The 24,820-nt window shown below is 66.3% G+C and carries 22 protein-coding genes and 1 pseudogene; 5 read left to right on the top strand and 18 right to left on the bottom strand.

What is annotated here, in order from left to right:
- Positions 1-63: 63 nt before the first annotated feature.
- Positions 64-1,218: a pyridoxal phosphate-dependent aminotransferase gene (locus FCN77_RS08050; RefSeq protein WP_175417185.1), complete on the top strand. Its 1,155-nt coding sequence runs from the start codon at positions 64-66 to the stop codon at positions 1,216-1,218.
- Between the two features lie 315 nt (positions 1,219-1,533).
- Here the strand turns inward: FCN77_RS08050 and trxA are convergent.
- Together trxA and FCN77_RS08040 are read right to left on the bottom strand one after the other, a co-directional pair.
- Positions 1,534-1,970 (bottom strand): annotated as a pseudogene (trxA, locus tag FCN77_RS08045) (thioredoxin).
- Between the two features lie 138 nt (positions 1,971-2,108).
- Positions 2,109-2,594, bottom strand: a complete 486-nt coding sequence (locus tag FCN77_RS08040; protein WP_137321850.1) for a nucleoside deaminase — start codon at positions 2,592-2,594, stop codon at positions 2,109-2,111.
- Between the two features lie 183 nt (positions 2,595-2,777).
- Here FCN77_RS08040 and FCN77_RS08035 point away from each other — a divergent pair, with 183 nt between their 5' ends.
- Positions 2,778-3,893, top strand: coding sequence for a ScyD/ScyE family protein (locus FCN77_RS08035; protein ID WP_137321849.1), 1,116 nt, complete (start codon positions 2,778-2,780; stop codon positions 3,891-3,893).
- 108 nt (positions 3,894-4,001) lie between these two features.
- Here the strand turns inward: FCN77_RS08035 and rbfA are convergent, their stop codons facing one another.
- From rbfA to rimP, 5 genes are all read right to left on the bottom strand, one after another.
- Positions 4,002-4,511 carry a 30S ribosome-binding factor RbfA gene (gene rbfA, locus FCN77_RS08030; protein WP_137321848.1) on the bottom strand — a complete coding sequence of 170 codons (510 nt, stop codon included), beginning with the start codon at positions 4,509-4,511 and terminating at the stop codon, positions 4,002-4,004.
- Positions 4,512-4,804: 293 nt separating this feature from the next.
- Positions 4,805-7,714: a translation initiation factor IF-2 gene (gene infB, locus FCN77_RS08025; protein ID WP_137321847.1), complete on the bottom strand. Its 2,910-nt coding sequence runs from the start codon at positions 7,712-7,714 to the stop codon at positions 4,805-4,807.
- A gap of 152 nt (positions 7,715-7,866) precedes the next feature.
- Entirely contained in the window at positions 7,867-8,208 is a 342-nt protein-coding gene (locus FCN77_RS08020) for a YlxR family protein (protein ID WP_137321846.1), read from the bottom strand.
- Positions 8,209-8,426: 218 nt separating this feature from the next.
- Positions 8,427-9,407, bottom strand: coding sequence for a transcription termination factor NusA (gene nusA / locus FCN77_RS08015; protein ID WP_137321845.1), 981 nt, complete (start codon positions 9,405-9,407; stop codon positions 8,427-8,429).
- Positions 9,407-10,024, bottom strand: coding sequence for a ribosome maturation factor RimP (gene rimP, locus FCN77_RS08010; protein ID WP_137321844.1), 618 nt, complete (start codon positions 10,022-10,024; stop codon positions 9,407-9,409). The genes nusA and rimP overlap by 1 nt, the downstream gene beginning before the upstream one ends.
- An 87-nt stretch (positions 10,025-10,111) precedes the next feature.
- Here rimP and FCN77_RS08005 point away from each other — a divergent pair, with 87 nt between their 5' ends.
- The 3 genes from FCN77_RS08005 (at position 10,112) to FCN77_RS07995 (ending at position 13,232) form a co-directional block, all read left to right on the top strand.
- Complete coding sequence (locus FCN77_RS08005) at positions 10,112-11,332, top strand: ferritin-like domain-containing protein (protein ID WP_137321843.1); 1,221 nt, start codon at positions 10,112-10,114, stop codon at positions 11,330-11,332.
- A gap of 80 nt (positions 11,333-11,412) precedes the next feature.
- Positions 11,413-12,141 (top strand): VIT1/CCC1 transporter family protein, encoded by a 729-nt coding sequence (locus FCN77_RS08000; protein WP_137321842.1) that lies wholly within the window; start codon positions 11,413-11,415, stop codon positions 12,139-12,141.
- A gap of 41 nt (positions 12,142-12,182) precedes the next feature.
- Positions 12,183-13,232: an aminoglycoside phosphotransferase family protein gene (locus FCN77_RS07995; protein WP_137321841.1), complete on the top strand. Its 1,050-nt coding sequence runs from the start codon at positions 12,183-12,185 to the stop codon at positions 13,230-13,232.
- Here the strand turns inward: FCN77_RS07995 and FCN77_RS07990 are convergent.
- From FCN77_RS07990 to FCN77_RS07940, 11 genes are all read right to left on the bottom strand, one after another.
- A complete protein-coding gene (locus FCN77_RS07990) occupies positions 13,229-14,641 on the bottom strand; it encodes a pyridoxal-dependent decarboxylase (protein WP_137321840.1) in 1,413 nt (470 codons plus the stop codon). The two genes, FCN77_RS07995 and FCN77_RS07990, sit on opposite strands and share 4 nt — an antisense overlap.
- 42 nt (positions 14,642-14,683) lie before the next feature.
- The gene (locus FCN77_RS07985) at positions 14,684-15,478 is read right to left on the bottom strand and encodes a TSUP family transporter (RefSeq protein WP_137321839.1); all 795 of its coding nucleotides are present in this window, start codon (positions 15,476-15,478) and stop codon (positions 14,684-14,686) included.
- An 18-nt stretch (positions 15,479-15,496) separates the two neighbouring features.
- Positions 15,497-17,308, bottom strand: coding sequence for a proline--tRNA ligase (locus FCN77_RS07980; protein WP_137321838.1), 1,812 nt, complete (start codon positions 17,306-17,308; stop codon positions 15,497-15,499).
- Positions 17,309-17,775: 467 nt separating this feature from the next.
- The gene (locus FCN77_RS07975) at positions 17,776-18,663 is read right to left on the bottom strand and encodes a GNAT family N-acetyltransferase (protein ID WP_137324694.1); all 888 of its coding nucleotides are present in this window, start codon (positions 18,661-18,663) and stop codon (positions 17,776-17,778) included.
- Complete coding sequence (ispG, locus tag FCN77_RS07970) at positions 18,626-19,792, bottom strand: flavodoxin-dependent (E)-4-hydroxy-3-methylbut-2-enyl-diphosphate synthase (RefSeq protein ID WP_137321837.1); 1,167 nt, start codon at positions 19,790-19,792, stop codon at positions 18,626-18,628. Before ispG ends, FCN77_RS07975 begins: the two co-directional genes overlap by 38 nt.
- Positions 19,793-19,840: 48 nt before the next feature.
- Positions 19,841-20,134, bottom strand: a complete 294-nt coding sequence (locus tag FCN77_RS07965) for a YciI family protein (RefSeq protein WP_137321836.1) — start codon at positions 20,132-20,134, stop codon at positions 19,841-19,843.
- A gap of 43 nt (positions 20,135-20,177) precedes the next feature.
- Positions 20,178-20,678 (bottom strand): hypothetical protein, encoded by a 501-nt coding sequence (locus FCN77_RS07960; protein ID WP_137321835.1) that lies wholly within the window; start codon positions 20,676-20,678, stop codon positions 20,178-20,180.
- Positions 20,675-21,349, bottom strand: coding sequence for a MarR family transcriptional regulator (locus tag FCN77_RS07955; RefSeq protein ID WP_137321834.1), 675 nt, complete (start codon positions 21,347-21,349; stop codon positions 20,675-20,677). The genes FCN77_RS07960 and FCN77_RS07955 overlap by 4 nt, the downstream gene beginning before the upstream one ends.
- 105 nt (positions 21,350-21,454) lie before the next feature.
- Positions 21,455-22,786, bottom strand: a complete 1,332-nt coding sequence (locus FCN77_RS07950; protein WP_137321833.1) for an RIP metalloprotease — start codon at positions 22,784-22,786, stop codon at positions 21,455-21,457.
- An 18-nt stretch (positions 22,787-22,804) separates the two neighbouring features.
- A complete protein-coding gene (gene dxr / locus FCN77_RS07945) occupies positions 22,805-23,989 on the bottom strand; it encodes a 1-deoxy-D-xylulose-5-phosphate reductoisomerase (RefSeq protein WP_137321832.1) in 1,185 nt (394 codons plus the stop codon).
- A gap of 117 nt (positions 23,990-24,106) precedes the next feature.
- Positions 24,107-24,787 (bottom strand): sulfite exporter TauE/SafE family protein, encoded by a 681-nt coding sequence (locus tag FCN77_RS07940; RefSeq protein WP_254678900.1) that lies wholly within the window; start codon positions 24,785-24,787, stop codon positions 24,107-24,109.
- Positions 24,788-24,820 lie beyond the last annotated feature (33 nt).

Genomic DNA, 24,820 nt, shown 5'->3' with positions numbered 1-24,820 from the left:
GGCGGACGCCGAGAGGGGAGAGCCCGCCGTCCGGCGGTGACGCTGACGGTTAGGATGGCAGACATGCCCGAGCTTGCCGCACATATCCGCGACGTTCCCGTCAACCAGATCCGCGAGATCACCGAAGCCGCATGGGCCAGCCCAGGCGCCATTGTGCTGAGCATCGGAGAACCGGGGTTCCCCCTCCCCCGGCACGTCCTCGAAGCCGGCATGGCCTGTTTGGACCGGGACGAAACCAACTACACGCCGAACGCCGGAATCCCCGCCCTCCGCGAGGCCTTCGCAGCGAAGTTCCGTGAGCACAATGGCGTAGACATCGGGGCTGAGCGGGTCTACGTGGTGGACGGCGCCCAGCAGGGACTGCACTTCGCCATGAGCCTGCTCCTCTCCCCCGGAGATGAAATCCTGATCCCGAATCCCGGTTACCCCACGTTCGCCATGACCAGCCGGCTGCTTCACGCCGTGCCGGTGGAGTATCCGCTGTACCCGGAACATGACTTCCAGCCGAGGATCGCAGACATTGAGGCGCTGGTCTCGCCGCGCACCCGTGTGCTGGTCCTGAACTCGCCGTCCAATCCGCTGGGCGCGGTGCTGGGCGAGGAACTGACCCGCAGCCTTGTGGAGCTGGCCCGACGCCATGACCTGTGGATCATCTCCGACGAATGCTACGAGGCTTTCACCTACGACGTCCCCCATGTCAGCCCGGCCAGGTTCGACAGTGACGTCCCCGGAGAAGCCAGGGTTTTCACTTCCCTGACACTCTCGAAAACTTACGGCCTTACCGGGCTACGGATCGGCGCGCTGGTCTGCCCGCCCGGGCTGGAGCAGAAGATGAACAACGTCATGGAGTCGATTGTCTCCTGCGTGGCCTCGCCTTCGCAGTACGCCGCGATCGCCGCACTGACAGGGCCGCAGGACTACGTCAACCACGCCCACGCGCATTACCGGGCCAATCGCGATGCGGCGTCCGCCGTCCTCCGGGACAAAGGCATCCCTTTCCTTTCAGCGCAGGGCGCCTTCTACCTGTGGGCCGAAGTATCCCACGCCAGCGGCGGCGATGTTCGCTCCTGGGTCCGGCGCTTCCTGGCTGATTCCGGAGTGTCGTTTGCTCCCGGGACAGCTTTCGGTTCCATCGGTGAAGGCTGGGTCCGGATCGCGCTCTGCGGCGCGCAGGCAGACCTCGTGGAAGGACTGGGCCGGCTACCCGACCGCAGGTAACCGCCAAAGACGGGCACAGAGTCCCTAGTGCAGGAGCCGGCCGACGTCTAACCTGTCCACAGGGGCGGCTCCGGAGAGGAACGACATGTGGTGGCAGGACCTGCTGTGGGGCTTCTGGAACGGTATTACGGCGTGGATCATCCTCATTGCCCACGTGTTCGGCGCGTGGCAGGAATTTCCTTTCTATAACACCGGGAGAGCCGGGAACTGGTACGACTTCGGTTTCCTGCTGGGCATGGGGTCGCCGCTGCTGGGGGCCTGGGCGCACGGGGTGGCCGGCGGTCCCGGCGGACGTAAGCCAAAAGTCCAGGCGTGTCAGCTCAGGTTTGAGGACAGTGCGTGTTCGAGCCAGGTACGGAGTTCAGGCGCCGGTGCGGCACCCGACTGGCGGGCGATCACCATTCCGCTGACGATCACCATCAGGGTGGGGATAGCCTGGACGGCAAACCTGGAGGAAAGTCCAGGCGCGCGGTCCACGTCCACCCTGACCAGCTTGATCCGGCCCGCCTTTTCGGTCGCGAGCTGTTCAAGCACCGGGCTGACCAGCAGGCACGGCCCGCACCATACCGCCCAGAAGTCGACCAGCACGGGCACGGTCGACTGCTCGGCAATCCGTTTGAAGTCCGCATCAACAGCATCGACGATCCAGGGCAGCTCGTGGCGGCAGTTGCCGCAGCGGGGACGGCCGGGGCAGCTGCGGGAATCCGGTTGGTCTTCCCGCAAGCGGGGCACCTGACGAGTCTTGCTTCCACGGCTCCTCGCTGCCTTCCAGTCGCGCCTGAAGTCATGGATTAATCGGACGCCTCGGGGCCGGACCGGCATAGAGTCGAAGGTCCCGCCGGCACCGGCTGCCCGCGGTTCCAGAACAAGCCGCGGTTCCAGAAAAGACGTCAGTATTCGGTGCGGTCCGGGTTGCCGCGCCACGCTTCAAAGGGAACGTTCGACGTCGGCACGTCAGTTTGGCTGACCGGCATCAGTTCCGGCCGGGTGCCCTCAAAGTACTCGTAGAAGACGGCGTCGTCGAACCCGGCGGATGCTGCCCCGTGCCGGTCCGCGGCGAAATATACGCGGTCGATCCGTGCCCACAGCGCCGCAGACAGGCACAACGGGCACGGCTCACAGCTCGCATAGAGCACGGCACCGCTGAGGTCGAAGTTGGCGGATTCGGCCGCCGCCGTGCGGATTGCCACAACCTCGGCGTGCGCGGTGGGATCGTTGTCGCGGGTTACCCGGTTGACGCCGAAGTGGAGCTTTCCGTCACGTGTGACCACCAGCGCACCGAACGGGCCACCGCCGTCGTCCACATTCCGAACGGCCAGGTCAACGGCCTGGCTGAGGAACTCCTGAATATCAGCGGCAGAGGGTTGGGCATCCATGCTCCGATCATAGCCAGCTATCCCCCGCCTCACGTGAAGACGCCGGCGGCAGTTTGCCGGGGCCATCGACTAAGCCGAGGGCGAAGAAATAGAATGTCCGCAGTGGGGGCAGCCGTGTTTTCCGGAAGCCAACTCCGTGGTCTCTAGGCCTTTGATATGCATGACTGGCCATTGGAGAAAACCATGAGAAAATACCTGTCCCTTGTCGCGGCTGCGGCCACCGCCGCGGTATTCCTGGCCGCCGGTTCGGCGGCCGTCGCAGCTCCGGCGGAAACCCCGCCCACGACTCATGCCACTGCACTGGTGGGTCCGCTGCATGTCAGCACCGGCCGTGATGGCACGGTGATAGTCAGCGAGGAATTTGCCGGCAGGCTGACGCAAGTGAAGAACGACGGAACCAAGACGGTACTGTACTCCGACGCCGGATGGGACGTCGCGGGCAGCGCCCAGCGCCGTTCCACCACCTATTTCGTTGAAAGCCAGGGGGCCGGCCCCATGGATCCCCGCCCGCTTGCCGGTCACGTCAGGACCATTGCAGCCGACGGAACGCAGGCTACGTTTGGTGATCTGGCGGCCCTGGAGACCGAAGAAAATGCCGATGGCGACGTCCAGTACGGCTTCGAGGACCTTCCGGATGGGTGTGCGGCGCAGCTTCCGCCTGAAGTTCCGGCGTCGTACACCGGAACCGTTGACTCCCACCCGTACGGCATCGCGCTGTCCGGGAACACTGTTTACGTGGCCGACGCCGGGGCCAACAGCATCGTGGCAGTCGACTCCGACACGGGAGAGGCGGAAACAGTGGCGGTCCTGCCGCCTCGTCCGTTTGTGGTCACGGCCCAAGTGGCGACGGCCCTGAATTTGCCGGCCTGCGTCGCGGACCACAGCTACGCGTTTGAGCCTGTGCCGACCGATGTGGCGGTAGGCCCAGACGGATTGCTGTACGTGTCCGTGCTCCCGGGCGGACCGGAGGATCCCGCCCTCGGTGCCCGCGGCGCCGTTTACCGGGTGAACCCGCACAGCGGCAAGGTCACGCTGTTCGCTGACGACGTCATGTCCCCCACCGGGTTGGCAGTGGACGATGACGGCAACGTCTACGTCGCTTCCCTCTTTGGCGAAGGCGTCCTCCGGCTCGGCTGCTCCGGGGATGACCGGACGGTGGTGCTGACCGGAAACCTTACTGCTGACGTTGCCCTCAGGGATTCGACGCTCTATGCAACGGTCGATTCCCTTCCGGCAGAGAACCAGGCGCCTGACGGCAAGCTGGTTTCCGTGGACCTCAACGGGCACTCCCACAGCTGACCGGATTGTGGCTGACCGGACTTAACGCAAAAGTGTGGCCGGCCCCTTCGCGGGTCCGGCCACACTGATGTTTTGGCGCGCTGGGCCAGCGGCCCTATGCGATTGATTCTATTTGTTGCTGTCTTCGTCGAGTTCTTCGTCGTCGAGGAGGTCCTCATCCTCTTCGTCGAAGTCGTCCTCGTCGATTTCCACGTCCTCGGGAATGTCGCTCTTGTAGGGATCGGCGTCGCCGGCGTGCTTGGCGCCTGCAGCCAGGGCGGCCACTTCGGCGTCGCGCTTCTTGGCGGCGCGGAGCAGTTCCTCAAGGTTGGAGGCGTTGACCGGAATCTGGTCAGCCACGAATTCCAGGGTGGGGGTCAGCCGAACGGTGATGTTGCGGCCTACTTCCTGCCGGAGCACACCCTTGGCCTTCTCCAGGCCCTTGGCGGCATCCGCCTGCACAACCTGGTCCCCGAACACGGTGTAGTAGATCGTGGCGTGCTGCAGATCATTGGTCACACGGGCATCGGTGACGGTAATCCCCTCAAGCCGGGGATCCTTGACCTTCCGGCCCAAAGCCTCTGCAACAACAACCTTAATCCGCTGCGCCAACTTGGCAGCGCGTGCCGGATCAGCCATTTCCACTCCTAAAAATTTGGATGTACGACGGCGCCATAGCGGCTTACGTACACAAGTTCGAATAAATGCCACTCACTAAGGCGAGTCTATGACGGACTACCGTTGGATTCTTCCGGCGGCCCTTTTGGAGCTGATGAGGGGGCCCGGGAGTGGCATCGGGCCTGCCGGAGACGGACGGCTGCCGATCGAAGATCGCAGGCCGTCCGTCGCAGGGGCGGGGCCCCCTTGTCGGCGGAAAAATGCGGGGCCGCCGGAAAAATCCAACGGCCCCGCACCGAGACTGCTACGCGACCTTAGACGCGCGGCTTCTCGCGCATCTCGAAGGTCTCGATGATGTCGCCTTCGGTGATGTCGTTGAACGAGCCAAGACCGATACCACACTCGAAGTCCGTGCGGACCTCGGTGGCGTCGTCCTTGAAGCGCTTGAGCGTCTCAACGGTGAGGTTGTCGCCGATGATCTTGCCGTCGCGGCTGATGCGGGCCTTCGTGTTGCGTCGGATAACACCCGAGCGAACGATGGAACCGGCGATGTTGCCGAACTTGGAGGAACGGAACACTTCGCGGACCTCGGCGGTGCCAAGCTGGACCTCTTCGTACTCCGGCTTGAGCATGCCCTTGAGGGCCATCTCAATGTCATCGATTGCTGCATAGATGACGGAGTAGAAGCGCATGTCCACGCCTTCGCGGTCTGCCAGTTCGGCAACACGCTCGGCGGGCTTGACGTTGAAGCCGATGATGACGGCGGAGTCGACCGTTGCAAGGTTGACGTCGTTCTGCGTGATCGCACCGACACCGCGGTGGATAACGCGGAGCTGGACACCTTCGCCGACGTCGATCTTGAGCAGCGCGTCTTCGAGGGCTTCCACGGCACCGGACACGTCACCCTTGAGGATGAGGTTGAGGGTGTCGATCTTGCCTTCGGCGACGGCCTGGTCGAAGTCTTCCAGGCTGATGCGCTTGCGGCGCTTGGCCAGTGCGGCGTTGCGGTCTGCTGCTTCACGCTTCTCGGCGATCTGGCGGGCGGTGCGCTCGTCAGCGGTCACGAAGAAGGTGTCGCCTGCACGCGGGACGTTGGACAGACCCAGTACCTGCACGGGGCGGGACGGGCCGGCCTCGCTCAGGATGCTGCCGTCGTCGTCGAACATGGCGCGGACGCGGCCGTGGGCCGTGCCTGCCACGATCGTGTCGCCGACCTTCAGCGTGCCGGACTGAACCAGGACGGTGGCCACGGAACCGCGGCCCTTATCCAGGTTGGCTTCAATCGCGATGCCGCGGGCGTCCTTGTTCGGGTTGGCGCGCATATCCAGGGCTGCGTCTGCGGTGAGCAGGACAGCCTCGAGCAGCTCGTCGATGTTGAGGTTCTGGCGGGCAGAGACCTCAACGAACATGGTGTCGCCACCGTATTCTTCGGGAACCAGGCCGTACTCGGTCAGCTGGCCGCGGACCTTGTCCGGGTTGGCGCCTTCCTTGTCGATCTTGTTCACAGCCACGACGATCGGCACGTTGGCCGCCTGTGCGTGGTTTAGGGCCTCAACGGTCTGCGGCATAACGCCGTCGTCCGCTGCGACCACCAGGATGGCGATGTCAGTGACCTTCGCACCACGGGCACGCATGGCGGTGAACGCCTCGTGGCCCGGAGTATCGATGAAGGTGATCTTCCGCTCGATGCCTTCGTGATCGGTGGTGATCTGGTAGGCACCGATGTGCTGCGTGATGCCGCCGTGTTCACCCGCGACGACGTCGGAGTTACGGATGGCGTCAAGCAGGCGGGTCTTACCGTGGTCAACGTGACCCATGACGGTGACCACCGGCGGACGTGCTTCGAGGTCCTCGTCGCCTTCGGCTTCCAGTTCGGCGTCGAAGTCGATGTCGAAGGTGCTGAGCAGCTCGCGCTCCTCGTCCTCCGGCGATACGACCTGAAGCTTGTAGCCAAGCTCCTCGCCGAGCAGGGCGAAGGTCTCTTCATCCAGCGACTGCGTGGCCGTGGCCATCTCGCCGAGGTGGAAGAGCACGGTCACCAGTGCTGCGGGGTTTGCCTCGATCTTGTCGGCAAAGTCCGTAATGGACGAGCCGCGGCGGAGCCGGACAACGGTGTTGCCGTCGCCGCGGGGCACACTTACGCCGCCCAGCGACGGAGCACTCATCTGCTCCAGTTCCTGGCGCTTGGCACGCTTCGACTTGCGCTGCTTGCCACGGCCTGCGCCGCCCTTACCGAAGGCACCCTGGGTGCCACCGCGACCGCGGCCACCCTTGCCGAAGCCACCGCCGGCCGGAGCGCCGCCACCGGCACCGGGAGCGCCACCGGTACCCGGAGCGCCGCCCGGACGGCCCGGACCACGGCCTCCGCCGCCGGGACGGCCTGCACCAGCGGGTGCGGGACGCTCGGTGCGGTTAGGCATCATGCCGGGAGTAGGACGGTTTCCGCCGCCTGCACCGGGACGTGCACCGGCAGCACCGGCCGGACGCGGAGCACCCGGACGTGCACCCTGTGCACCAGCGGGACGGGGAGCACCCGGACGGGGACCCCCGGCGCCAGCTGCCGGACGAGGACCGCCGGGGCGTTCGCCCTCGGTACGGTTTCCGCCCGGACGGGGCATGCCCTGGGAAGGAGCGAACGGGTTGTTACCCGGACGCGGCGGACGTTCGTTGTCGCCGCCGCGTCCGCGGGGCATGCCCTGGGACGTGGCGAACGGGTTGTTGCCGGGACGGGGACCGCCCGGACGGGGAGCGGAACTGCCCTGTCCGCCGGAGCGGGACGGGGCAGCCGGAGCTTCAGCCTTGGGGGCCGGGCGGGCGCCGGGTTTTGCACCGGTGGACGGTGCAGCCGGAGCCGGGGCCGCAGGAGCAGAAGCTACAGCAGCAGGGGCCACCGGGGCGGGTGCTGCTGCCGGAGCGGGTGCCGACGGCGCGGCCGCAGCCGGAGCTTCAGCCTTGGGTTCCGGAGCCTTCGGAGCTGCCGGGCCGGGCGCGGGGGCCGGGCGGTTAGCCGAAGGGCTCGCCGGCGCCTTAGGCGCTGCGGCGGGAGCTTCGGACTTCGAAGCGCCAGCGGCGGGGTAGGCGTTGCGGAGTTTCCTCACAACGGGGGCCTCAATGGTGGAAGAGGCAGAGCGAACGAATTCGCCCAGTTCCTGCAGTTTGGTTACTGCATCTTTGGAAGTAATACCGAGCTCTTTAGCAAGCTCATGTACGCGGACCTTGGCCACATTTCTCCTGTCTCGGTCCGCACCGAGCCAGGCACGAACCGTCTACTTCTTACTGCGGGCCTCCGCCGCCATAGCAGCTGAAAGGCCCATTGCAGAGCGCAACAAAGTTGTCATCGTTGCGCACTCATCGCTGGGAACTCATCGGGTTTCCATCAGTTTTCTGACCCGCTTTCAGGTTGGACGGTTGTTGCTGCGGCCACCGGAGTGTCCACGGCTTTCGTGCCTGCCGTTATCCGGCGTTCGACGGCGGCTGTTCCGGTTGTGCCCGGGAGGGCACGTCCGAACGCACGCCGCTTGATTGCCAGCGCCAGGCACGTTTCGCTGAAGTGCAGCCATGCACCCCGGCCAGCCATCCGGCGTCGTTCGTCCACCACGACAGCGGTGGAACCGCTGCCTTCGGCGACGAGCCGGAGTAACTCAGACCGCGGCCCCTTTTTCCGGCATCCGATGCAGGTACGCTGCGGCTGATTCTCAAGGTGTTGCACTAGCGCCACGGTGAGTATCTTTCCTGCCCATACATATCTGCCGCCCGGAACACACCCGCCAAATCCGGTTTCCTCATGAAACGCAGATTCTGCGGGCACGCTCAGGGCGCACGAATACCGGCCTTAAGGCGCGGTCAATGTCTATTCTAGCCCCTCAGGTGCCCAGGCCCCGAAACAACGGGTCGAAACCGGGCCGGACAGTCCGAGGGTCCCTCCGCCGGTGCGGCTCAGTTTTCGCGCGGAGCCGCGGCGTCAGAGACGATGTCGATGCGCCAGCCGGTGAGCTTGGCGGCCAGGCGGGCGTTCTGCCCCTCCTTGCCGATGGCCAGCGACAGCTGGTAGTCCGGCACCACAACGCGGGCGGAGCGGGTCGCTTCGTCCGTGATAGTGACGGAATTCACCCTCGACGGCGACAAGGCGCTGGCAATGAACGTGGCCGGGTCCTCGCTGAAGTCGACGATGTCGATCTTTTCGTCGTTCAGTTCGGTCATCACTGCCCGGACGCGTGAACCCATTTCACCGATGCAGGCGCCCTTGGCGTTGATGCCCGCAATGTTGGCCTTGACGGCGATCTTGGTGCGGTGCCCGGCCTCGCGGGCCAGCGCCACGATCTCCACCGAGTGATCGGCGATTTCCGGAACTTCCAGTTCGAACAGCTTCCGGACCAGGCCGGGGTGCGAACGCGACAGCGTGATGGACGGGCCCTTGGTGCCGCGGTGCACGTCGATAACGAAGGCGCGCAGCCTGTTGCCGTGGATGTACTTCTCGCCGGGTACCTGCTCGGGCGGGGGCAGCAGCGCCTCCACCGTTCCGAGGTTCACCTGGATCATGTGCGGGTTGTTGCCCTGCTGGATGGTGCCCGCCACAAGCTCGCCCTCGCGGCCCTTGAACTGGCCCAGGACGTTGTCATCCTCGGCGTCGCGCAGGCGCTGCAGGATGATCTGGCGGGCCGTGCTGGCAGCGATCCGGCCGAAGCCGGCCGGGGTGTCCTCGAACTCACCGATCGGGGCGCCGTCGTCGTCGATTTCGGTGGCCCAGATGGTCACGTGGCCGCTCTTGCGGTCCAGCTCTGCGCGGGCCTTTTCGAAGGCTCCCGGAGACTTGTGGTAGGCCACCAGCAGTGCCTGCTCAATGGTGGGGATCAGGAGGTCCAGCGGAATTTCACGCTCACGCTCCAGAAGTCTCAGTGCGCTCATGTCAATATCCATCAGGCCTCCTCAGAAGGTCCATTGTGTTCGTCTTCCAGACCGACCTCGTCGAGGTGGCTGAACTCTATCTCGACTTTTCCATTGCGGATCCTGTCGAAAGGAATTTTCTCTGGCTCGCCCTGCTTGGGCTTCATTCCCTTTTTTGCCGCGATCTCCGGAACCAGGGTCACGCCGTCGTCGTCGACGGACTGGATCCTGCCCATAACGTTGTCCCCCTGGATGACGTTCACCTTGACCATGCGCCCGCGGGCACGGTGCCAGTGGCGCGGCTCGGTCAGGGGCCGTCCAACGCCGGGCGAGGAAACCTCCAGGTCATAGGGACGGCTGTCGTAGCTGGGGTCGCTGTCGAGGATGTCCGAGAGTTCCTTGGAGATCTCGGCAATCACGTCAAGGCTTACTCCGCCGGGTTCCTCCTGCGGCAGGTCCACCACCACGTGGACCACCCGGTGGGAACCCTGGATGTTGATGGCAACGTCCTCCAGGTAGAGCCGGTTTGCCTGGACCGAGGGTTCCAGCAGCGCCCGGACGCGCTCGGCCTCCGGGTTGTGGACGGATTCGGCCTCAGCCTTACCCGTCCCGGTCCGGTCTGATGAAGTCGTGGCTTCTGCATTACTCACGATGCCGGCCGCCTCCCGCTAGATGATGTTGTGTGTACTAGCGTAGCGATTTTATGGGCGGCATGGTGCACTCGCTTGCTGCCGGGCATGACAAAATGGTCTGTTGTGAAAGACGACACCAAGGAAAGACGACGGCCGGCCCGCTATTTCCGGTACGGCATCCTTGCGTCATTGGCGGTACTGGTCCTCAGCCTCGGACTGGCCCTGATTCCGGGGACGCCGCCCGAGGCCCCGGAACCCGCCTTTTCTGAGAAGGCGCGCACCGCGGCCCTCGCGGAAACGATGCGGTTGCGCCAGGCCAGCAGCACACTTGCCGACGCCGTTTCCGGAGCGGAGCGCCAGGCCCTTCTGCACACTGTGACGTTGCTGACAACGCAGGCCAGGGCTCTCATAGGGCCGGACCAGGGCCCGACGCCAACTGCCACGGGCACCGCTTCCGGTAACCCCTCAGCTACCGCCCCGGGCACCGGCGCCCCATCGCCTGCCGGCGGCGAAGCCCCGACCGCAGGCTCAGCTCCCGAGCTGGCGGCGGCGTTGAGCGCCAGCAGCAGCCGGCGGTTTAAGGATGCGGAAGCGGCCGACGGCGGGATGGCACGCCTGCTGGCGGCCGTTGGCACCGCGCAGCTGCTTCAGGCGTCTTCGCTGGCGACGGCGGTGGGGGCACCCGGCCCGGAACTCCCGGCACCCGCAGAACCGGGTTCGACGCCCGCGGCTGCGTCTCCGTCTCCGTCTGAGTCTGCACGGTCCTGCCCGGCCGCGGCGACCTCCTCCGGCGCGGCTGGGGGCGGCGCAACCTCGGAATCAGCCCTGGCCATGACAGTCAAGACCGAGGCTGAAACGGTCTACGGCTACCAGGTGGCACTGGCGCGCCTCGACGGCAGTGCCGCCGGCTCGGCATCGCAACTCCTGGCGCGCCACGAAGCCGTGCTGGCCGAGGCTGAGGCCCTGAGCCGGGCAGACTGCGCGAGCATTCCGCCGAGGGAAGCGGGCTACACGCTTGGCCCGCTGTTCCTGGAGAAGCCTGCCGCCGGCCTCGGAAGCCTGGAGGCCGGCACGCTGCCGGTCTACGGTGACCTGGTGGCGCTTAGCGATGGCAGCACGCGGCAATGGGCCATCTCCGGCCTGCTGGCTGCCGCAAACCGGGCGGCGCTCTGGGGTGCCGATTCCGGTCCCCTGCCGGGCATCGTGGTGGACACCGCGCAGCTCCCCCAGTTGCCGGAAGCCAACCCGGCCCCGACATCCCCCAACTCAGCGCCGTCCCCCAACTCAGCGCAGTCCACGGGAACAGGCACGGCGCCGGCACCCTGAGCCTGCCGTGCGAAGCATGGCTTACCTTCGTTAGCACCGTATTACTGGCAAGCCCCCGACAGTGGTGCTTTGCTGTAGTCATGGATACTGCCGGAGCACCAGCGCTGCATCAGAACGAGCCCCATGGCAATGACATTGCGCACCGGCTGAACTGGCTGCGCGCCGGTGTGCTCGGGGCCAATGACGGGATCGTCTCCGTTGCCGCAATCGTAGTGGGCGTGGCCGGTGCCACCTCCGCGACCGGCCCGATCCTGACCGCGGGCGCCGCCGGCCTGGTGGGCGGCGCAATTTCGATGGCACTGGGTGAATACGTTTCCGTCAGCAGCCAAAGCGACAGCCAGAAAGCCCTGATCGAAAAGGAACGGCGGGAGCTGGAGGAAGAGCCCGAAGAAGAGCTCGCCGAGCTGGCGGCCATCTACCAAAGCAAGGGCCTGAGCCAGGCCACTGCCCAGGCGGTGGCCAGGGAACTCACGGAACACGACGCCCTGTCTGCCCATTTGTCGGCTGAACTCAACATTGACCAGGAGGACATCGTCAGCCCCTGGCACGCTGCCTTGGCCTCGGCAATCGCCTTTGTCGTGGGGGCTATCCTGCCCATGCTGGCCATCCTGCTGCCGCCGGAGAACATCAGGGTCCCGTTGACGTTCGCGGCCGTGCTGGTGGCGTTGGCGGCAACCGGTTCCGTTGGCGCCTGGCTCGGCGGCAGTTCCAAATCCAGGGCAGCGGTGCGGGTGGTGGTTGGCGGGGCGCTGGCGCTTGCCGCGACATTCGCCATTGGCAACTTCCTGGGCGCCACGGGCGTCGTCTGATTTCCGCTCGGGATGCCGCCCGCTGAACTACTCTGGAGGAAATGAGCAGCCCAGCAGAAGTCCCGATTCCGCCCGACCTCCTGCGGAGGTACAGCGGCAGCAGCCCGGGTCGAGCCTGGCTTGGATCGCTTCCCGGGCTCGTCTGCGGACGCCTTGAGCGCTGGCAGCTGGAGGTGGATCTCCGCCCGGGGCAACTGCCGTGGAACGGGCACGGCGGCCTGGTGGTCCCGGTGCTCCGGGCAGGTACTCCGGCCGCGCTGAAGGTTGCCTACCCCCACGACGAAGCCAAAGTGGAGCGTCACGCCCTCAGGCTCTGGGACGGCCACGGCGCAGTCCGGCTCCTGGAGTCGGACGCCGGAACGTGCTCCATGCTCCTGGAGCGGCTCGACGCCGGCCGCTCCCTGCAGGACGTTCCTCTGGACGCGGCCGTGGACGTCTGGGGCGTGCTGATGCGGAAGCTGAGCCTCACTCCGGACCACCGCCCGGAATGGAAGGAATTCGACCATGTGGCCGCGCGGGCCGAGCAGTGGAGCGATGACCTGCCAGCGGACTGGGAGCAACTGGGGCGGCCCTTTCCGCGGTGGCTGCTGGAGGCCGCCCTTGAGGTCTGCCAGATCCGGGGCGCCGTTGGCCGGCGGGCCGGGACCGATGTCCTGGTCAACACCGATTTCCACTACCTGAATGTCCTCGCCCGCCCTGAAGCTGCCGCGCTGCCGTCCGCTGACGCCGCCACGGACGGATTCGCAGCCATCGACCCGCAGCCGATGATCGGCGAAGCCGAGTTCGCCGTGGCCCCGCTGCTGTGGAACCGCATCCGGGACCTCCCGCGCGCCGACCCGGAGCGGGGTCTTCTGGACAGATGCCGGGACTTCAGCGTGGCGGCTGGCCTCGATGCCGAGATCGCCCGGCAGTGGAGCGTTGCCCGGGAAGTTGAAAACGCGCTCTCCTACGCCTCGCGGCCGCACCACGGCGGCGACCTCGCGCGCTCCCTGTGGGTGGCGAGCACGCTCGCCGGGCACACCCTCAGCAGGCTGCCCGCGGCACATGACCTCCCCGCCCCCGGAGAAGCCGCCGGACTGGCCGCCGTCTAGCCGCGGACGGCGGCCAGCGCCCTCCGCACGGCCCCGACTGCTTGCCCGACGTCGCCGTCGTCCGTGGTCCAGTCGCTCACCGAGATCCGCAGGACATCACGTCCCTGCCAGCGGGAGCCGGACATCCACACCAGGCCGTCGCCGATGATCCGGGCCGTCACGGCGCGGGTCGTGGCGTCGTCGCCAAAGGCCAGCGAAACCTGCGTGTACACAACGTCGTTCAGCACTTCGACGCCGTCCAGCGCCGAGAGCCTGTCCGCAAGGGCGGAAGCGCGTTCCATGAGCCGGCGGACCTGGGCGGCGACGCCGTCCCGGCCCAGGGACTTGATCGCCGCCCACACGGGCACACCGCGGGCCGGCCGCGACAGTTCCGGAACGAGCTGGAAGGGATCCGCGGCCGCACCGGAGTCGCGGATCATATAGCTGGGATTCACGCTCATCGCGGCGCGGAGCGCCTGTGTGTCGCGGACGGCCACAATGCCGCAGTCGTATGGAACGTTCAGGGTCTTGTGCGCATCGGTGGCCCAGGAATCGGCGAGGTGCAGGCCTGCGGTCAGCGCTGCGGCCTCGGGAACCGCTGCCGCCCAGAGTCCGAAGGCACCATCGACGTGCACCCAGGCCTTGTGGGCTTTCGCGACGGTGATCGCCTGAAGGAAGGGGTCGAAGGCTCCGGAATGCAGGTTTCCTGCCTGCAGGCACACGATCAACGGGGTCGGGGCGGATCCGTTGGAACCGTTGAGCGCACGGTCCAGGGCGCGGTCCAGCTCCGCCGGATCTATCCGGCCCTGGCGGTCCGTGGGCACCGCGGCCGGGCGGCCCAGGCCGAGGTACCGCAGCGCCAGGTCGATCGAGTCGTGGCGCTCCTGGCCGACAAGACAGCGGATGGCCGGCGCTCCGGCGAGTCCGTCCGCATCAACGTCCCAGCCGGCGTCGGCGAGGACGCGCCACCGGACGGCCGCAAGGCCGGTGAAGTTGGCCATGGTAGCCCCGGTGACAAAGCCGACGTCGGACTCTTCCGGCAACCCCAGCAGATCCAGGAACCAGCGGCCGGCCGCTTCCTCGATGGCCGCCGCGGCGGGAGTGGCTGCCCGGAGGAAGGTGTTCTGGTCCCACGCGCTCACGAGCCAGTCAGCCGCCAGGGCGGCCGGCAGCGAGCCGCCGATGACCCAGCCGAAGAAGCGTCCGGAGGGCATTGCCATCAGGCCAGGCTCGGCCTTCGCGGCGAGGTAGTTGATTATCTCGGCCGCAGGCATCCCGCTATCCGGCAGCGGGCCGCCGAAGTCGGCGGACAGATCTGCCGCTGACACGGCCGGTCCGACGTGCCGCTTTGGCTGGCTTTCCAGCCAGGCGGTGGCGTGCCGCGCGGCTGCGTCCAGTGCGTCCCGGAAAGGTTCCGATCCTGCTGACATAGGAGCATGCTACGCCCTCTGCCGCCCGGCCGGGAGGGCCCGTTAGGCGAAGGTGTCCTGCCAAATGTCATAGCCCAGTTTGAGGATCAGCGCACCGACGACCGCCAGGAAAACGTTGCGGATAAAGGTGCTGCCCTGTTTCACCGCAGTCCGTGCGCCGAGGTAGCCGCCAGCCATGTTCGCGAGCCCCAGGACCAGCCCTACTCCCCACAGGAGTGAGCCGTGCGGAAGGAAAAAAATCAGGGCACCGGCGTTGGTGGCCATGTTCACTATCTTCGCCTTGGCGCTGGCTTCGAGGAACGCGTAGCCCATTGCGGACACCAGGGCGATGATCAGGAACGAGCCTGTACCGGGTCCGATCAGGCCGTCGTAGAAGCCGATGGCCGCACCGATGAGGCACGCCACCACATAGTGGGTCCGGCCGTCGTGACGGAGCGCGGTCAGGTCACCGATGTTCGGTTTGAACGCCGTGAAGAGCGCGACGGCGACCAGCGCCGCCACGATGATGGGCTTGAACACGCTCGCGGGCAGGGTGGCCGCCAGCACGGCCCCGCCGAAGCTTCCGGCCAGCGCAATGACCGCCATCGGGATGGCCGTCCAAAGGTCCGGCTTCACCCGGCGGTAGAAGGTCACAGCGCTGGTGGTGGTGCCGAAGATGGAACCCATCTTGTTGGTGGCCAGCGCCTGGACCGGGCTGATGCCCGGCACCAGCAGCAGGGCCGGGAGCTGGATGAGTCCACCGCCGCCCACCACGGCATCAATCCAGCCCGCGGCGAAGCCCGCAACGATGATCAGGATCAGCGTGGCGGGCTCCAGCGACTCGAATCCCGAGATCACTCCTTGGACCGCAAGCAGTTATTTGCTGCGGACGGCGTTGACCACGTAGTCAACAGCCTTGTCCACGGCCACGTTTTCCGCCTCACCGCTGCGGCGGTCCTTGATCTCCACCACGCCGTCCACGAGGCCCTTGCCGACGGCGAGGATGGTCGGCACGCCGATGAGCTCGGCGTCGCCGAACTTCACGCCCGGTGAGACCTTGGGGCGGTCGTCGTAGATGACCTCAAGTCCGTTGGCTTCAAGCTCAAGGGCGAGTTGCTCGGCAGCGGCGAAGATCTCTTCGCCACGGCCGACCGCCACGACGTGGACATCAGCCGGGGCCACGGCCCGCGGCCAGACCAGGCCCTTGGCATCGTGGTTGGATTCGGCCAGTGCCGCGACGGCACGGGTCACGCCAACGCCGTAGGAACCCATGGTGACCACAACCTGCTTGCCGTTCTGGTCCAGGACCTTCAGTTCGAGGGCTTCGGCGTACTTGCGGCCGAGCTGGAAGATGTGGCCCATCTCGATGCCGCGGGCGGTCTCCAGCGGACCGGAACCGTCCGGGGCTTCGTCACCGGCGCGGACTTCGGTGCACTCGATCACGCCGTCCCAGCTGAAGTCCCGGCCGGCTACGAGGCCGAACACGTGCTTGCCGGCCATGTTGGCTCCGGTCACCCAGGCGGTGCCGCTGACGACGCGGGGGTCCACCAGGTAGAGGAGTTTGGCGGCGCCTTCCAGGCCAAGAAGCGGAGTGCCCAGGGACATGCCCGGGCCCAGGTATCCCCGGACGATCAGGGGGTTGCGCGCGAGGTCTTCTTCGCCCGCAGCTTCCACGGTGATCTCGCCGGCAACGGGCAGGTACGCGCCGATGTTGGCCTCGACGCGCTTCAGGTCGACACCTCGGTCGCCGGGAACACCGATGACAACGATCTGGCGATCCCCCGTGGGCAGGGTGACGGCGAGGACAACGTTCTTGAGGGTGTCAGCGGCTGTCCAGGCGCCGCCGTCGTCGTCGCTGCGGGGAACCATCTGGTTGGCGGCGTCGACGAGGGTTTCGATGGTGGGAGTGTTCGGGGTGTCCCGGATCTCCGCGGGCGGGGCGTCGGTGAAGTCGATCTCGGCGGGCACCACGGTGGTCACTGCCTCAACGTTGGCTGCGTAGCCGCCGGCCGAACGCACGAACGTGTCTTCACCGATCTCGGTGGGGTGCAGGAACTCCTCGCTCCTGGAGCCGCCCATGGCGCCGGCCGTGGCTGCCACGGGAACAACTTCGAGGCCAAGGCGTTCGAAGATCTTCAGGTAGGCGGCGCGGTGCGCGTTGTAGCTGGCGTCCAGGCCGGCGTCGTCGACGTCGAATGAGTAGGAGTCCTTCATGATGAACTCGCGGCCGCGCAGCAGGCCCGCGCGGGGACGCGCCTCGTCGCGGTACTTGTTCTGGATCTGGTAGATGCTCAGGGGCAGGTCCTTGTACGAGGAGTAAAGGTCCTTGACCAGCAGCGTGAACATTTCCTCATGCGTAGGGGCGAGCAGATAGTCGCCGCCCTTGCGGTCCTTGAGCCTGAAGATGCCTTCGCCGTACTCGGTCCAGCGGTTGGTGGCCTCGTACGGTTCCTTGGGCAGGAGCGCCGGGAAGTGGACTTCCTGGGCACCAATGGCCGTCATTTCCTCGCGGATGACCTTCTCCACCTTGCGCAGCACGCTCAGGCCCAGCGGCAGCCAGGTGTAGATGCCCGGCGCTGCCCTGCGGATATAGCCGGCACGCACCAGGAGCCGGTGGCTCGCAACCTCGGCGTCGGCGGGATCTTCGCGCAGGGTGCGCAGGAACAGCTTGGAAAGTCGAAGGACCACGGGTAGGAATCCGTTTCTTGGGAGGCGCCTGTTTGGATGACGGGCTGGGCAATTTCGTCTGGGTACTAATCTACCGTGGCGCGGCGGGTGCCGAGTCCCATGCGAGGTGAAGGAAGCCGCGCGGGCGGGGACACGACGGCGTGAGCGTGGCGCTTAACGGAGAAGAGCCACGCCAGAACTGAAAGGAAGCCCCTGGCCGTTGCCGGCTGGTCATCCTGTTTTGGCGTGGCTCTTTCGGCCTGTCAGACCGGTAAGTCCGGAGGAGGCGCTAGGTGTACCTGCTGGGAGGGTACACACGTAGTGCCAACTGCTGTTTCCCCTCTGAGACCGCACGCACCCCATCGGCGCGGCATAGGTAGAACGTATGTGATCCACGGCACCATTACAAGAGTCGTCACACACTTTTCTGCAGTAGACTCGGGGGCTTCGCCGGGCGCAATGGACGGGGCATCGGGACCGGCGGCCAGCTAGAACAGCACTGTAGCGAACGTACCCACCTGGCGGAACCCCACCCGCCCGTAGGTTGCCCTTGCGCGCGCGTTGTAGTCGTTCACATAAAGGCTGGTGACAGGGGCGAGCTGCTGCGCAAGCAGCACGACGGCGGCCATATAGCCGGCGCTGAGTCCGAGCCCGCGGCCGGAAGGGTTCATCCACACGCCCTGGACCTGGGTCACGTCGGGAGTGACGGCGCCCAGTTCAGCCTTGAACATCACCTGGCCGTCGTCACTGAGGTGGACCAGGGAATGGCCTTGCCTGATCAGCCCCTCAACGCGCCTGCTGTAGAAGTCACGACCGCCGAGGAACGGCGAATAGCCCACTTCCTCCTCAAACATGGCAGCGCAGGCCGGCAGGATCTTCTCAAAGTCGGCCAGCTGGCCAAAGCCAAGTGCTGCGTTCGCCTTCACCGCGGGCGGCCCGGCGATGGTCATCAGCGGCTGGTCCGCCCGGACATCGTGCGCGAGCTGGCCCAGCTGCTCCAGCTGTTCGTACATTGCCAGGACGGTTTCGGCCGGGCCGAAAATCGAGGCGAAGCGGCGGCCGGAGCGGTGTGCGCGCATGGCGACGAGCCCGGCAAATTCCGGATCCAGCTGGATGGGAACCAGGTTGGCCCCCGCCCAGCACGCCCCTATCAGGTCGTCGCCGTCGAACACCCCAAAGATACTGGCCCCGCCCATGGTGGGCGCGGCCGTAGCGGTCGCGGCCAGGTGCGACAGGATGAAGACGTTCGCCACAGCGTCCGTTTTGGCCAGTTCCCTGAGCCCGGCAGTGTCCGGGCCGGCCAGCACCCTGATGGATACGCCGGCTCCGGCGCTCTCCTTACGAGACGCTAACCACGGGGCTACCCTTGACAGCATCTTCGCCATCGGCCTCCCCCATCTCTTCAGCGATTCTCATGGCCTCTTCGATCAGTGTCTCAACAATTTCGCTTTCGGGAACAGTCTTGATGACCTGGCCCTTAACAAAAATTTGTCCCTTGCCGTTGCCCGAGGCCACGCCCAGGTCAGCTTCACGCGCTTCACCCGGGCCATTAACCACGCAACCCATGACCGCGACACGCAGCGGGATCTCCATGCCTTCTAGGCCTGCGGTGACCTGCTCGGCGAGGGTGTAGACGTCCACCTGGGCACGGCCGCAGGACGGGCAGGAGACGATTTCCAGCTTGCGGGGACGCAGGTTCAGCGACTGCAGGATCTGGTTGCCCACCTTGATTTCCTCGACCGGAGGAGCCGAGAGGGAAACGCGGATGGTGTCGCCGATACCCCGGGAAAGGAGCGCGCCGAAGGCAGTAGCGGACTTGATGGTGCCCTGGAATGCAGGACCGGCCTCAGTGACGCCGAGGTGCAGGGGCCAGTCACCCTTTTCGGCAAGCATCTCGTACGCGGCAACCATGATGACGGGGTCGTTGTGCTTGACCGAGATTTTGAAGTCGTGGAAGCCGTGCTCCTCGAACAGCGAGGCTTCCCAGACGGCGGACTCGACAAGGGCCTCCGGGGTCGCCTTGCCGTACTTCTTCAGGATGCCGGGCTCGAGGGAGCCGGCGTTGACACCGATCCGGATGGAGGTGCCGTGGTCCTTGGCCGCCCGGGCGATCTCCTTGACCTGGTCATCGAACTTGCGGATGTTGCCCGGGTTGACACGGACGGCCGCGCAACCCGCCTCGATGGCCGCGAAGACGTACTTCGGCTGGAAGTGGATGTCAGCGATCACCGGGATCTGCGACTTCCGGGCGATGATCGGGAGCGCCTCGGCGTCGTCCGCGGACGGGCAGGCCACCCGCACGATGTCGCAGCCCGACGCCGTCAATTCCGCAATCTGCTGCAGGGTGGCGTTGATATCCGTGGTGGGCGTGGTGGTCATCGACTGCACGCTGATGGGCGAGTCGGAGCCTACGCCCACCGAGCCCACCTTAATCTGGCGGGTCTTCCTGCGCGGAGCGAGGACGGGTGGCGGTGCTGATGGCATTCCCAGGCTGACCGAGGTCACGTGGACTCCTCTTAAATCGAAGTATCGGTGGTGTGTTAAGCCGGCGGGCTACGCGGCGTGCTCGGCCAGCAGGCCGGTCACCGGGGCCCATTCGGTGGTGCGCGTGCCTGCGATGACGTCGGCCGCGGCGAAGGGATCCTGCTTAAGGAGGCCATTCAGGGCGTTCTCGTCCGCGGCGTTGAAGATGAGCAGGGCTCCGGCTCCGTCCCCGTACGGGCCGCTGGCCAGGAGAGCGCCCTCCCGGGCGAGGCCTGCCGTCCACTCCCGGTGCGCCGGGCGGGCGGCGTTGCGTGCTTCGGTGGAGTCGGCGGCGTATACGTACTCAACAGCAAAAACAGTCATATGGATACCCTATCTCCCTGTCCGCCAGAGTATGTATCCGAGGTCAGCCGAGGAAGAGGATCCTGGCGAGTGCGGCCACGCCGGCCGCCCACAGCATGGACGCCAGGGTGCCAATGATGAACCGCTCGGCCGCCACGGGGGTCTCTTTCAGTTCGGCAAAACGCCCCAGGCCCTTGATGGCCACTACATAGGCGATGGCCACCGGCTGGCCTCCCATGATGGCAAGGCACACGGCCAGCCGCTCCAGGACGCCGATGATGGCGCCGCCACGCAGGATGCGGGTACCGGGCGCCGGCGAAGTGCCCGGTTCACGGTCTACTGATTCCCGGCCTGCTGGTTCCCGGTCTTCCTGTCCACGATCAACGGTGACGTCGGCGGCGGGGTCATCGGCCGAGCGGTCGGCGGCACCGGCCCGGTCCTCCGCCGCCTTGGCCGCATCCGCTTTGTCGTCGATGGTGCGGGCCAGCCGGAACACCAGGGCCGTGACGGGCCAGCCGACGAAGCCTGCGGTCAGCAGGGCAATCGTAATCCAGAGAGCGTTCACCGGTTTCCTTCCAGGACGGCGTCATGGGCAATCGACAGGAGCATCTCGGCCGCCGGCCTCGCGGCCCATTCTTCCTGCCAGCCGGACCGGAGCACGGCGCGGCTCACCGACTGATCCGTGATTCCGAGATTCCGGGCTGCGAGCTTCTGGCTCCCGTGCCTGGCGGTACCGCCCTGCTGCTGCAGGGCGCGGAGGGCGTCCACCACTTTCCATTGCGCCTCCGTGCGGTCCTGCACCAGCCGGCCGATCAGGCGCAGGACTGCCTCGGCGTTGGCACAGGCTTTGGCGCCCGGCCCTGCTTCCGCCGGCATTGCGCCCCGCCCCATTCCGCCGGAAACCACGGACAGCGGCACGTGCGCGGCAGCGGACTTGGCTTCATCAACTGCCAACCGGGCGGCGACGAAGGCGGGCCCGGAGCCTTCCCGCGGACTGGCGGGCAGCGGCAGGTCAACGGCACCCACCCCGATTCCCACGTACCAGCGGCCGCTTCGCAGGGCATGCAGGGCGATTTCCACCACATCCCCGGGCTGTTCCACCACACCCTGGACTTCGTCGCCCACGGAGCGTTCGAACCGTCCGCTCCGGGTGATTTCCTGCAGCTCGGCCAGGAGCCCTGGAACGCGGTCCCGGTCCCCGGTGCTGCCACGCTGGTCGATCGTGAGTACGTACATAAAGCAAACATAACCGACTGATTATTCAGTATCAATCAAATTTGACTGATTTTTAAAAATCAGTCAAAAAGAGGTGATATATGAAACTAAGCCCGTGAAGGCTGACTAGCCGAAGAGGTTGACCGGCTTGACGATGTCGGCGTATATCAGCAGGGCACCCATGCCCATCAGCAGCACAGCCACCACGTAGGTCACCGGGAGCAGCTTGGCGATGTCGAAGGCGCCCGGGTCCGGGCGGCCGAACAACTTGGCCACCCGCCGTCGGACACCTTCATACAGCGCCCCGGCCACGTGGCCGCCGTCCAGCGGCAGCAGCGGGATGAGGTTGAACACGGCCAGTGCGAAGTTCAGCCCGGCCAGCAGGCCAACCAGCGCCGCGAGCCTGGATTGCAGGGGCACCTCTTCCATGGCCGCAACTTCACCGGCCACGCGCCCCACACCCACCACGCTGATGGGGCCGTTCGGATCGCGGGGTTCCTCGCTGAAGGCCGCCTTGGCCACGCCCACCACGCGTGCCGGGAGATTGAATACGACTCCCGCCACCTGCTTGATGTTTTCCCCCGCCATGGGCAGCACGGACGACGCCGGCTGGGCGACGAGCGCCGTCTGGGCACCGATCCCCAGGAAGCCGACTTCCTGATACTGGAGACTTCCGTTGGAATCAGTGGCCTGCCGGCCGTCGGCGCCGATGACCGGCCGCGCCGAGAGCACCGGAGTCACTTTCGTGGTGAGGGGCGAGCCGTCCCGGTCGACGGTGATGCTGACTTCCCGGCCCGCCGACGCGCGGATCCAGCCGGTGAGTTCAGCCCAGCTGGTCACGGCTTTGCCGTCAAACGAGGTGATGGTGTCATTGGGCTTGAGCTGTGCCGCTGCAGCGGGCGTGAGCTTGCAGTCGGCGGAATCCGGATCGACGGTCTCCCCGGCCTTGACCTGGCACTTGGAGACGTCAGCAATAGTGGTGGTGGGTGTGCTGGTCCCGAATCCCATCAGCAGCACCGCCGTCAGCGCCACACCGATCAGCAGGTTCATCGCGGGGCCGCCAAGCATCACGATGATTTTTTTCCAGACCGGCAGCCGGTAGAAGACCCGCTTCCCGTCTCCGGGCCCCACTTCCTCGTGGGCCACGGAACGGGCTTCGCTGGCGAGGGTCTGGAACATGCCGGTGCTGGAGGGGCGGACGGTGCCGTCGTCCTTGTTGGGCGGGTACATGCCGATCATGGACACGTAGCCTCCCAGCGGGATGGCCTTGACGCCGTATTCGGTTTCCCCCTTGCGCTTTGACCACAGGGTTGGGCCGAAGCCGATCATGTACTTGGTGACGCGCACATTGAACAGCTTGGCCGGAAGGAGGTGGCCCACTTCATGCAGCGCGATGGAGACGGCGATGCCGACCGCCACAAAGACGACACCAAGGATGAAGAGGATAACGGGACTCATGCTTAGATCTGCTGCTTCCTAGAGACTGCTCACTGCTAAACGTTCGTGGGTGCGTGCTCGTGCCCACTTTTCAGCATCCAGCACGGACTCAACTGTCAGCCCGGAAGATCCTGGGTGTTCGCTGAGCACCGCTTCGATGGTATCCACAATGTCGGTGAACCGGATCCGGCCAGCATGGAAGGCCATCACTGCCTCTTCATTGGCGGCATTGAAGACGGCCGGGAACGTACTCCCCTGCTTCGCGGCGTCCTTGGCAAGCCCGACGGCCGGGAATGCCTTGGCATCAAGCGGTTCGAACGTCCAGCTGGTGGCCTTCGTCCAGTCGCAGGCCAGCGCCGCGTTGGGCACGCGGTTCGGCCAGCCGAGGCCCAGCGCTATGGGCAGGCGCATGTCCGGGGGTGAGGCCTGGGCAATGATGGACCCGTCCACGAACTGGACCATGGAATGGACCACGGACTGCGAGTGGACCACCACGTCGATCCGGTCCAGCGGAATGTCGAACAGCAGGTGCGCCTCGATGACTTCGAGGCCTTTGTTCACCAGGCTTGCGGAGTTTGTGGTGACCATCAGGCCCATGTCCCACGTCGGGTGCGCCAGCGCCTCCTGGGGCGATACGCTGTGCAGCTCCTCGCGTGTCCGGCCGCGGAAAGGTCCGCCGGAGGCTGTCAGGATGAGCCGGTCCACCTCGGCGGCCGTTCCGGAGCGCAGGCACTGGGCAATGGCGGAGTGCTCGGAATCCACCGGGACAATCTGGCCCTCCCGGGCTGCAGCCTTCACGAGTGCGCCGCCGACAATCAGCGATTCCTTGTTGGCGAGTGCCAGCGTGGCCCCTGACTTCAAGGCCGCCAGCGTGGGTGCCAGCCCGATGGAGCCGGTGATGCCGTTGAGCACAACGTCGGCCTCGATCGCCGCGATCCTGGTGGACGCGTCCGGTCCGGTGATGATCTCGGGGCGGTAGCCGGTGACGCCGGCCGCGCGGGCGGCGTCGTCGATCAATGCATTAAGAGCAGCCGCGTCGCCGCCGGCAATGCCCACCGCCGCGGCCCTGGTGTGCACAGCCTGCCGGGCAAGGAGCTCCAGGTTGCCGCCGCCGGCGCTCAGCGCCACCACCTCGAACAGGTGTGGGGCGCCGTCGACGACGTCAATCGCCTGGGTGCCGATGGAACCGGTGGATCCGAGAAGAACGATTCTGCGTGGCTGCATCCGTTAAGTATCCCGCATGCTGACCCGCCAAGGGGCGCCCGCGGGCCCGGGCAACCTAGCCGAAGGCGAGCTCCACCATGCCCTTGGTGATCGTTGACACGGCGCCCGTGTAGGCGATCACCACGACGATCCGGCGGACCGCCCCGGGCCGCACCCGCCCGAGAGCAGGTCGCCCGCGATGATTCCGAGCACCATGGCCGCCAGAACTCCCAGCCATTGCAACCCTTCCAGCGCCGGTACGTGGCCACCGGAAAAGAAGTACTTGGTGGTCAGCGAGGTCAGCCCGGTGGTGACGAAGTACGGCTGCAAAGTGGCACCGAAGCTCTTCTGGTCCCAGCGCGTGGCGATCGCATAAGCGGTGATCGCCGGGCCGCCCACGCCTGCCGCAGCGTTCATGAGGCCGCTGGAAAACCCCAGCGACACCATGGGGACCGGGCCCGTGGCGCGCCACGAACTCCGCGTCAGCCGCTGGGAAGCGAGCAGGGCGATGATGAGCAAAACTCCGATGCAGATTTCCAGGGGCGCAGCGGGGACATTGCTGGCCAGCCAGGCGCCCGGGGCCACTCCCACCACTGCGGACGCGGCCAGCCCGGCGTAGCGCCGCCAGTTGACGTGCCGCCACACCCTCGACAGGATCAGCAGCGACGACGCCGCCCCGCAGAGGTTGATGATCATCACGCCGTCGAAGGGGCCCAGCAGCACCACCAGGACCGGGGACACCAGCAGGCCGAAGCCGAGACCGGCGATGCGTTGGGCCAGTGCCCCGGCCACTACGGCGATGAGCACCAGAGCAAACATGGTTCGATCCTAGCGCCGCAGCGGGAGGGTTCA

The sequence above is a fragment of the Arthrobacter sp. 24S4-2 genome (assembly GCF_005280255.1).
Lineage (GTDB): Bacteria > Actinomycetota > Actinomycetes > Actinomycetales > Micrococcaceae > Arthrobacter.
Note: the sequence above shows the minus strand (reverse complement) of the source record. Positions and strands in the feature narration are given on the sequence as shown.

Excerpts from the sequence above, each read along its gene's own strand:
- FCN77_RS08050 (WP_175417185.1), top strand. The coding sequence starts at position 64 with ATGCCCGAGCTTGCCGCACATATCCGCGACGTTCCCGTCAACCAGATC.
- FCN77_RS08040 (WP_137321850.1), bottom strand. The coding sequence starts at position 2,594 with ATGGATGCCCAACCCTCTGCCGCTGATATTCAGGAGTTCCTCAGCCAG.
- FCN77_RS08035 (WP_137321849.1), top strand. The coding sequence starts at position 2,778 with ATGAGAAAATACCTGTCCCTTGTCGCGGCTGCGGCCACCGCCGCGGTA.
- rbfA (WP_137321848.1), bottom strand. The coding sequence starts at position 4,511 with ATGGCTGATCCGGCACGCGCTGCCAAGTTGGCGCAGCGGATTAAGGTT.
- nusA (WP_137321845.1), bottom strand. The coding sequence starts at position 9,407 with ATGGATATTGACATGAGCGCACTGAGACTTCTGGAGCGTGAGCGTGAA.
- FCN77_RS08005 (WP_137321843.1), top strand. The coding sequence starts at position 10,112 with ATGACAAAATGGTCTGTTGTGAAAGACGACACCAAGGAAAGACGACGG.
- FCN77_RS08000 (WP_137321842.1), top strand. The coding sequence starts at position 11,413 with ATGGATACTGCCGGAGCACCAGCGCTGCATCAGAACGAGCCCCATGGC.
- FCN77_RS07995 (WP_137321841.1), top strand. The coding sequence starts at position 12,183 with ATGAGCAGCCCAGCAGAAGTCCCGATTCCGCCCGACCTCCTGCGGAGG.
- FCN77_RS07990 (WP_137321840.1), bottom strand. The coding sequence starts at position 14,641 with ATGTCAGCAGGATCGGAACCTTTCCGGGACGCACTGGACGCAGCCGCG.
- FCN77_RS07975 (WP_137324694.1), bottom strand. The coding sequence starts at position 18,663 with ATGCTGTCAAGGGTAGCCCCGTGGTTAGCGTCTCGTAAGGAGAGCGCC.
- FCN77_RS07965 (WP_137321836.1), bottom strand. The coding sequence starts at position 20,134 with ATGACTGTTTTTGCTGTTGAGTACGTATACGCCGCCGACTCCACCGAA.
- FCN77_RS07955 (WP_137321834.1), bottom strand. The coding sequence starts at position 21,349 with ATGTACGTACTCACGATCGACCAGCGTGGCAGCACCGGGGACCGGGAC.
- FCN77_RS07950 (WP_137321833.1), bottom strand. The coding sequence starts at position 22,786 with ATGAGTCCCGTTATCCTCTTCATCCTTGGTGTCGTCTTTGTGGCGGTC.
- dxr (WP_137321832.1), bottom strand. The coding sequence starts at position 23,989 with ATGCAGCCACGCAGAATCGTTCTTCTCGGATCCACCGGTTCCATCGGC.
- FCN77_RS07940 (WP_254678900.1), bottom strand. The coding sequence starts at position 24,787 with ATGTTTGCTCTGGTGCTCATCGCCGTAGTGGCCGGGGCACTGGCCCAA.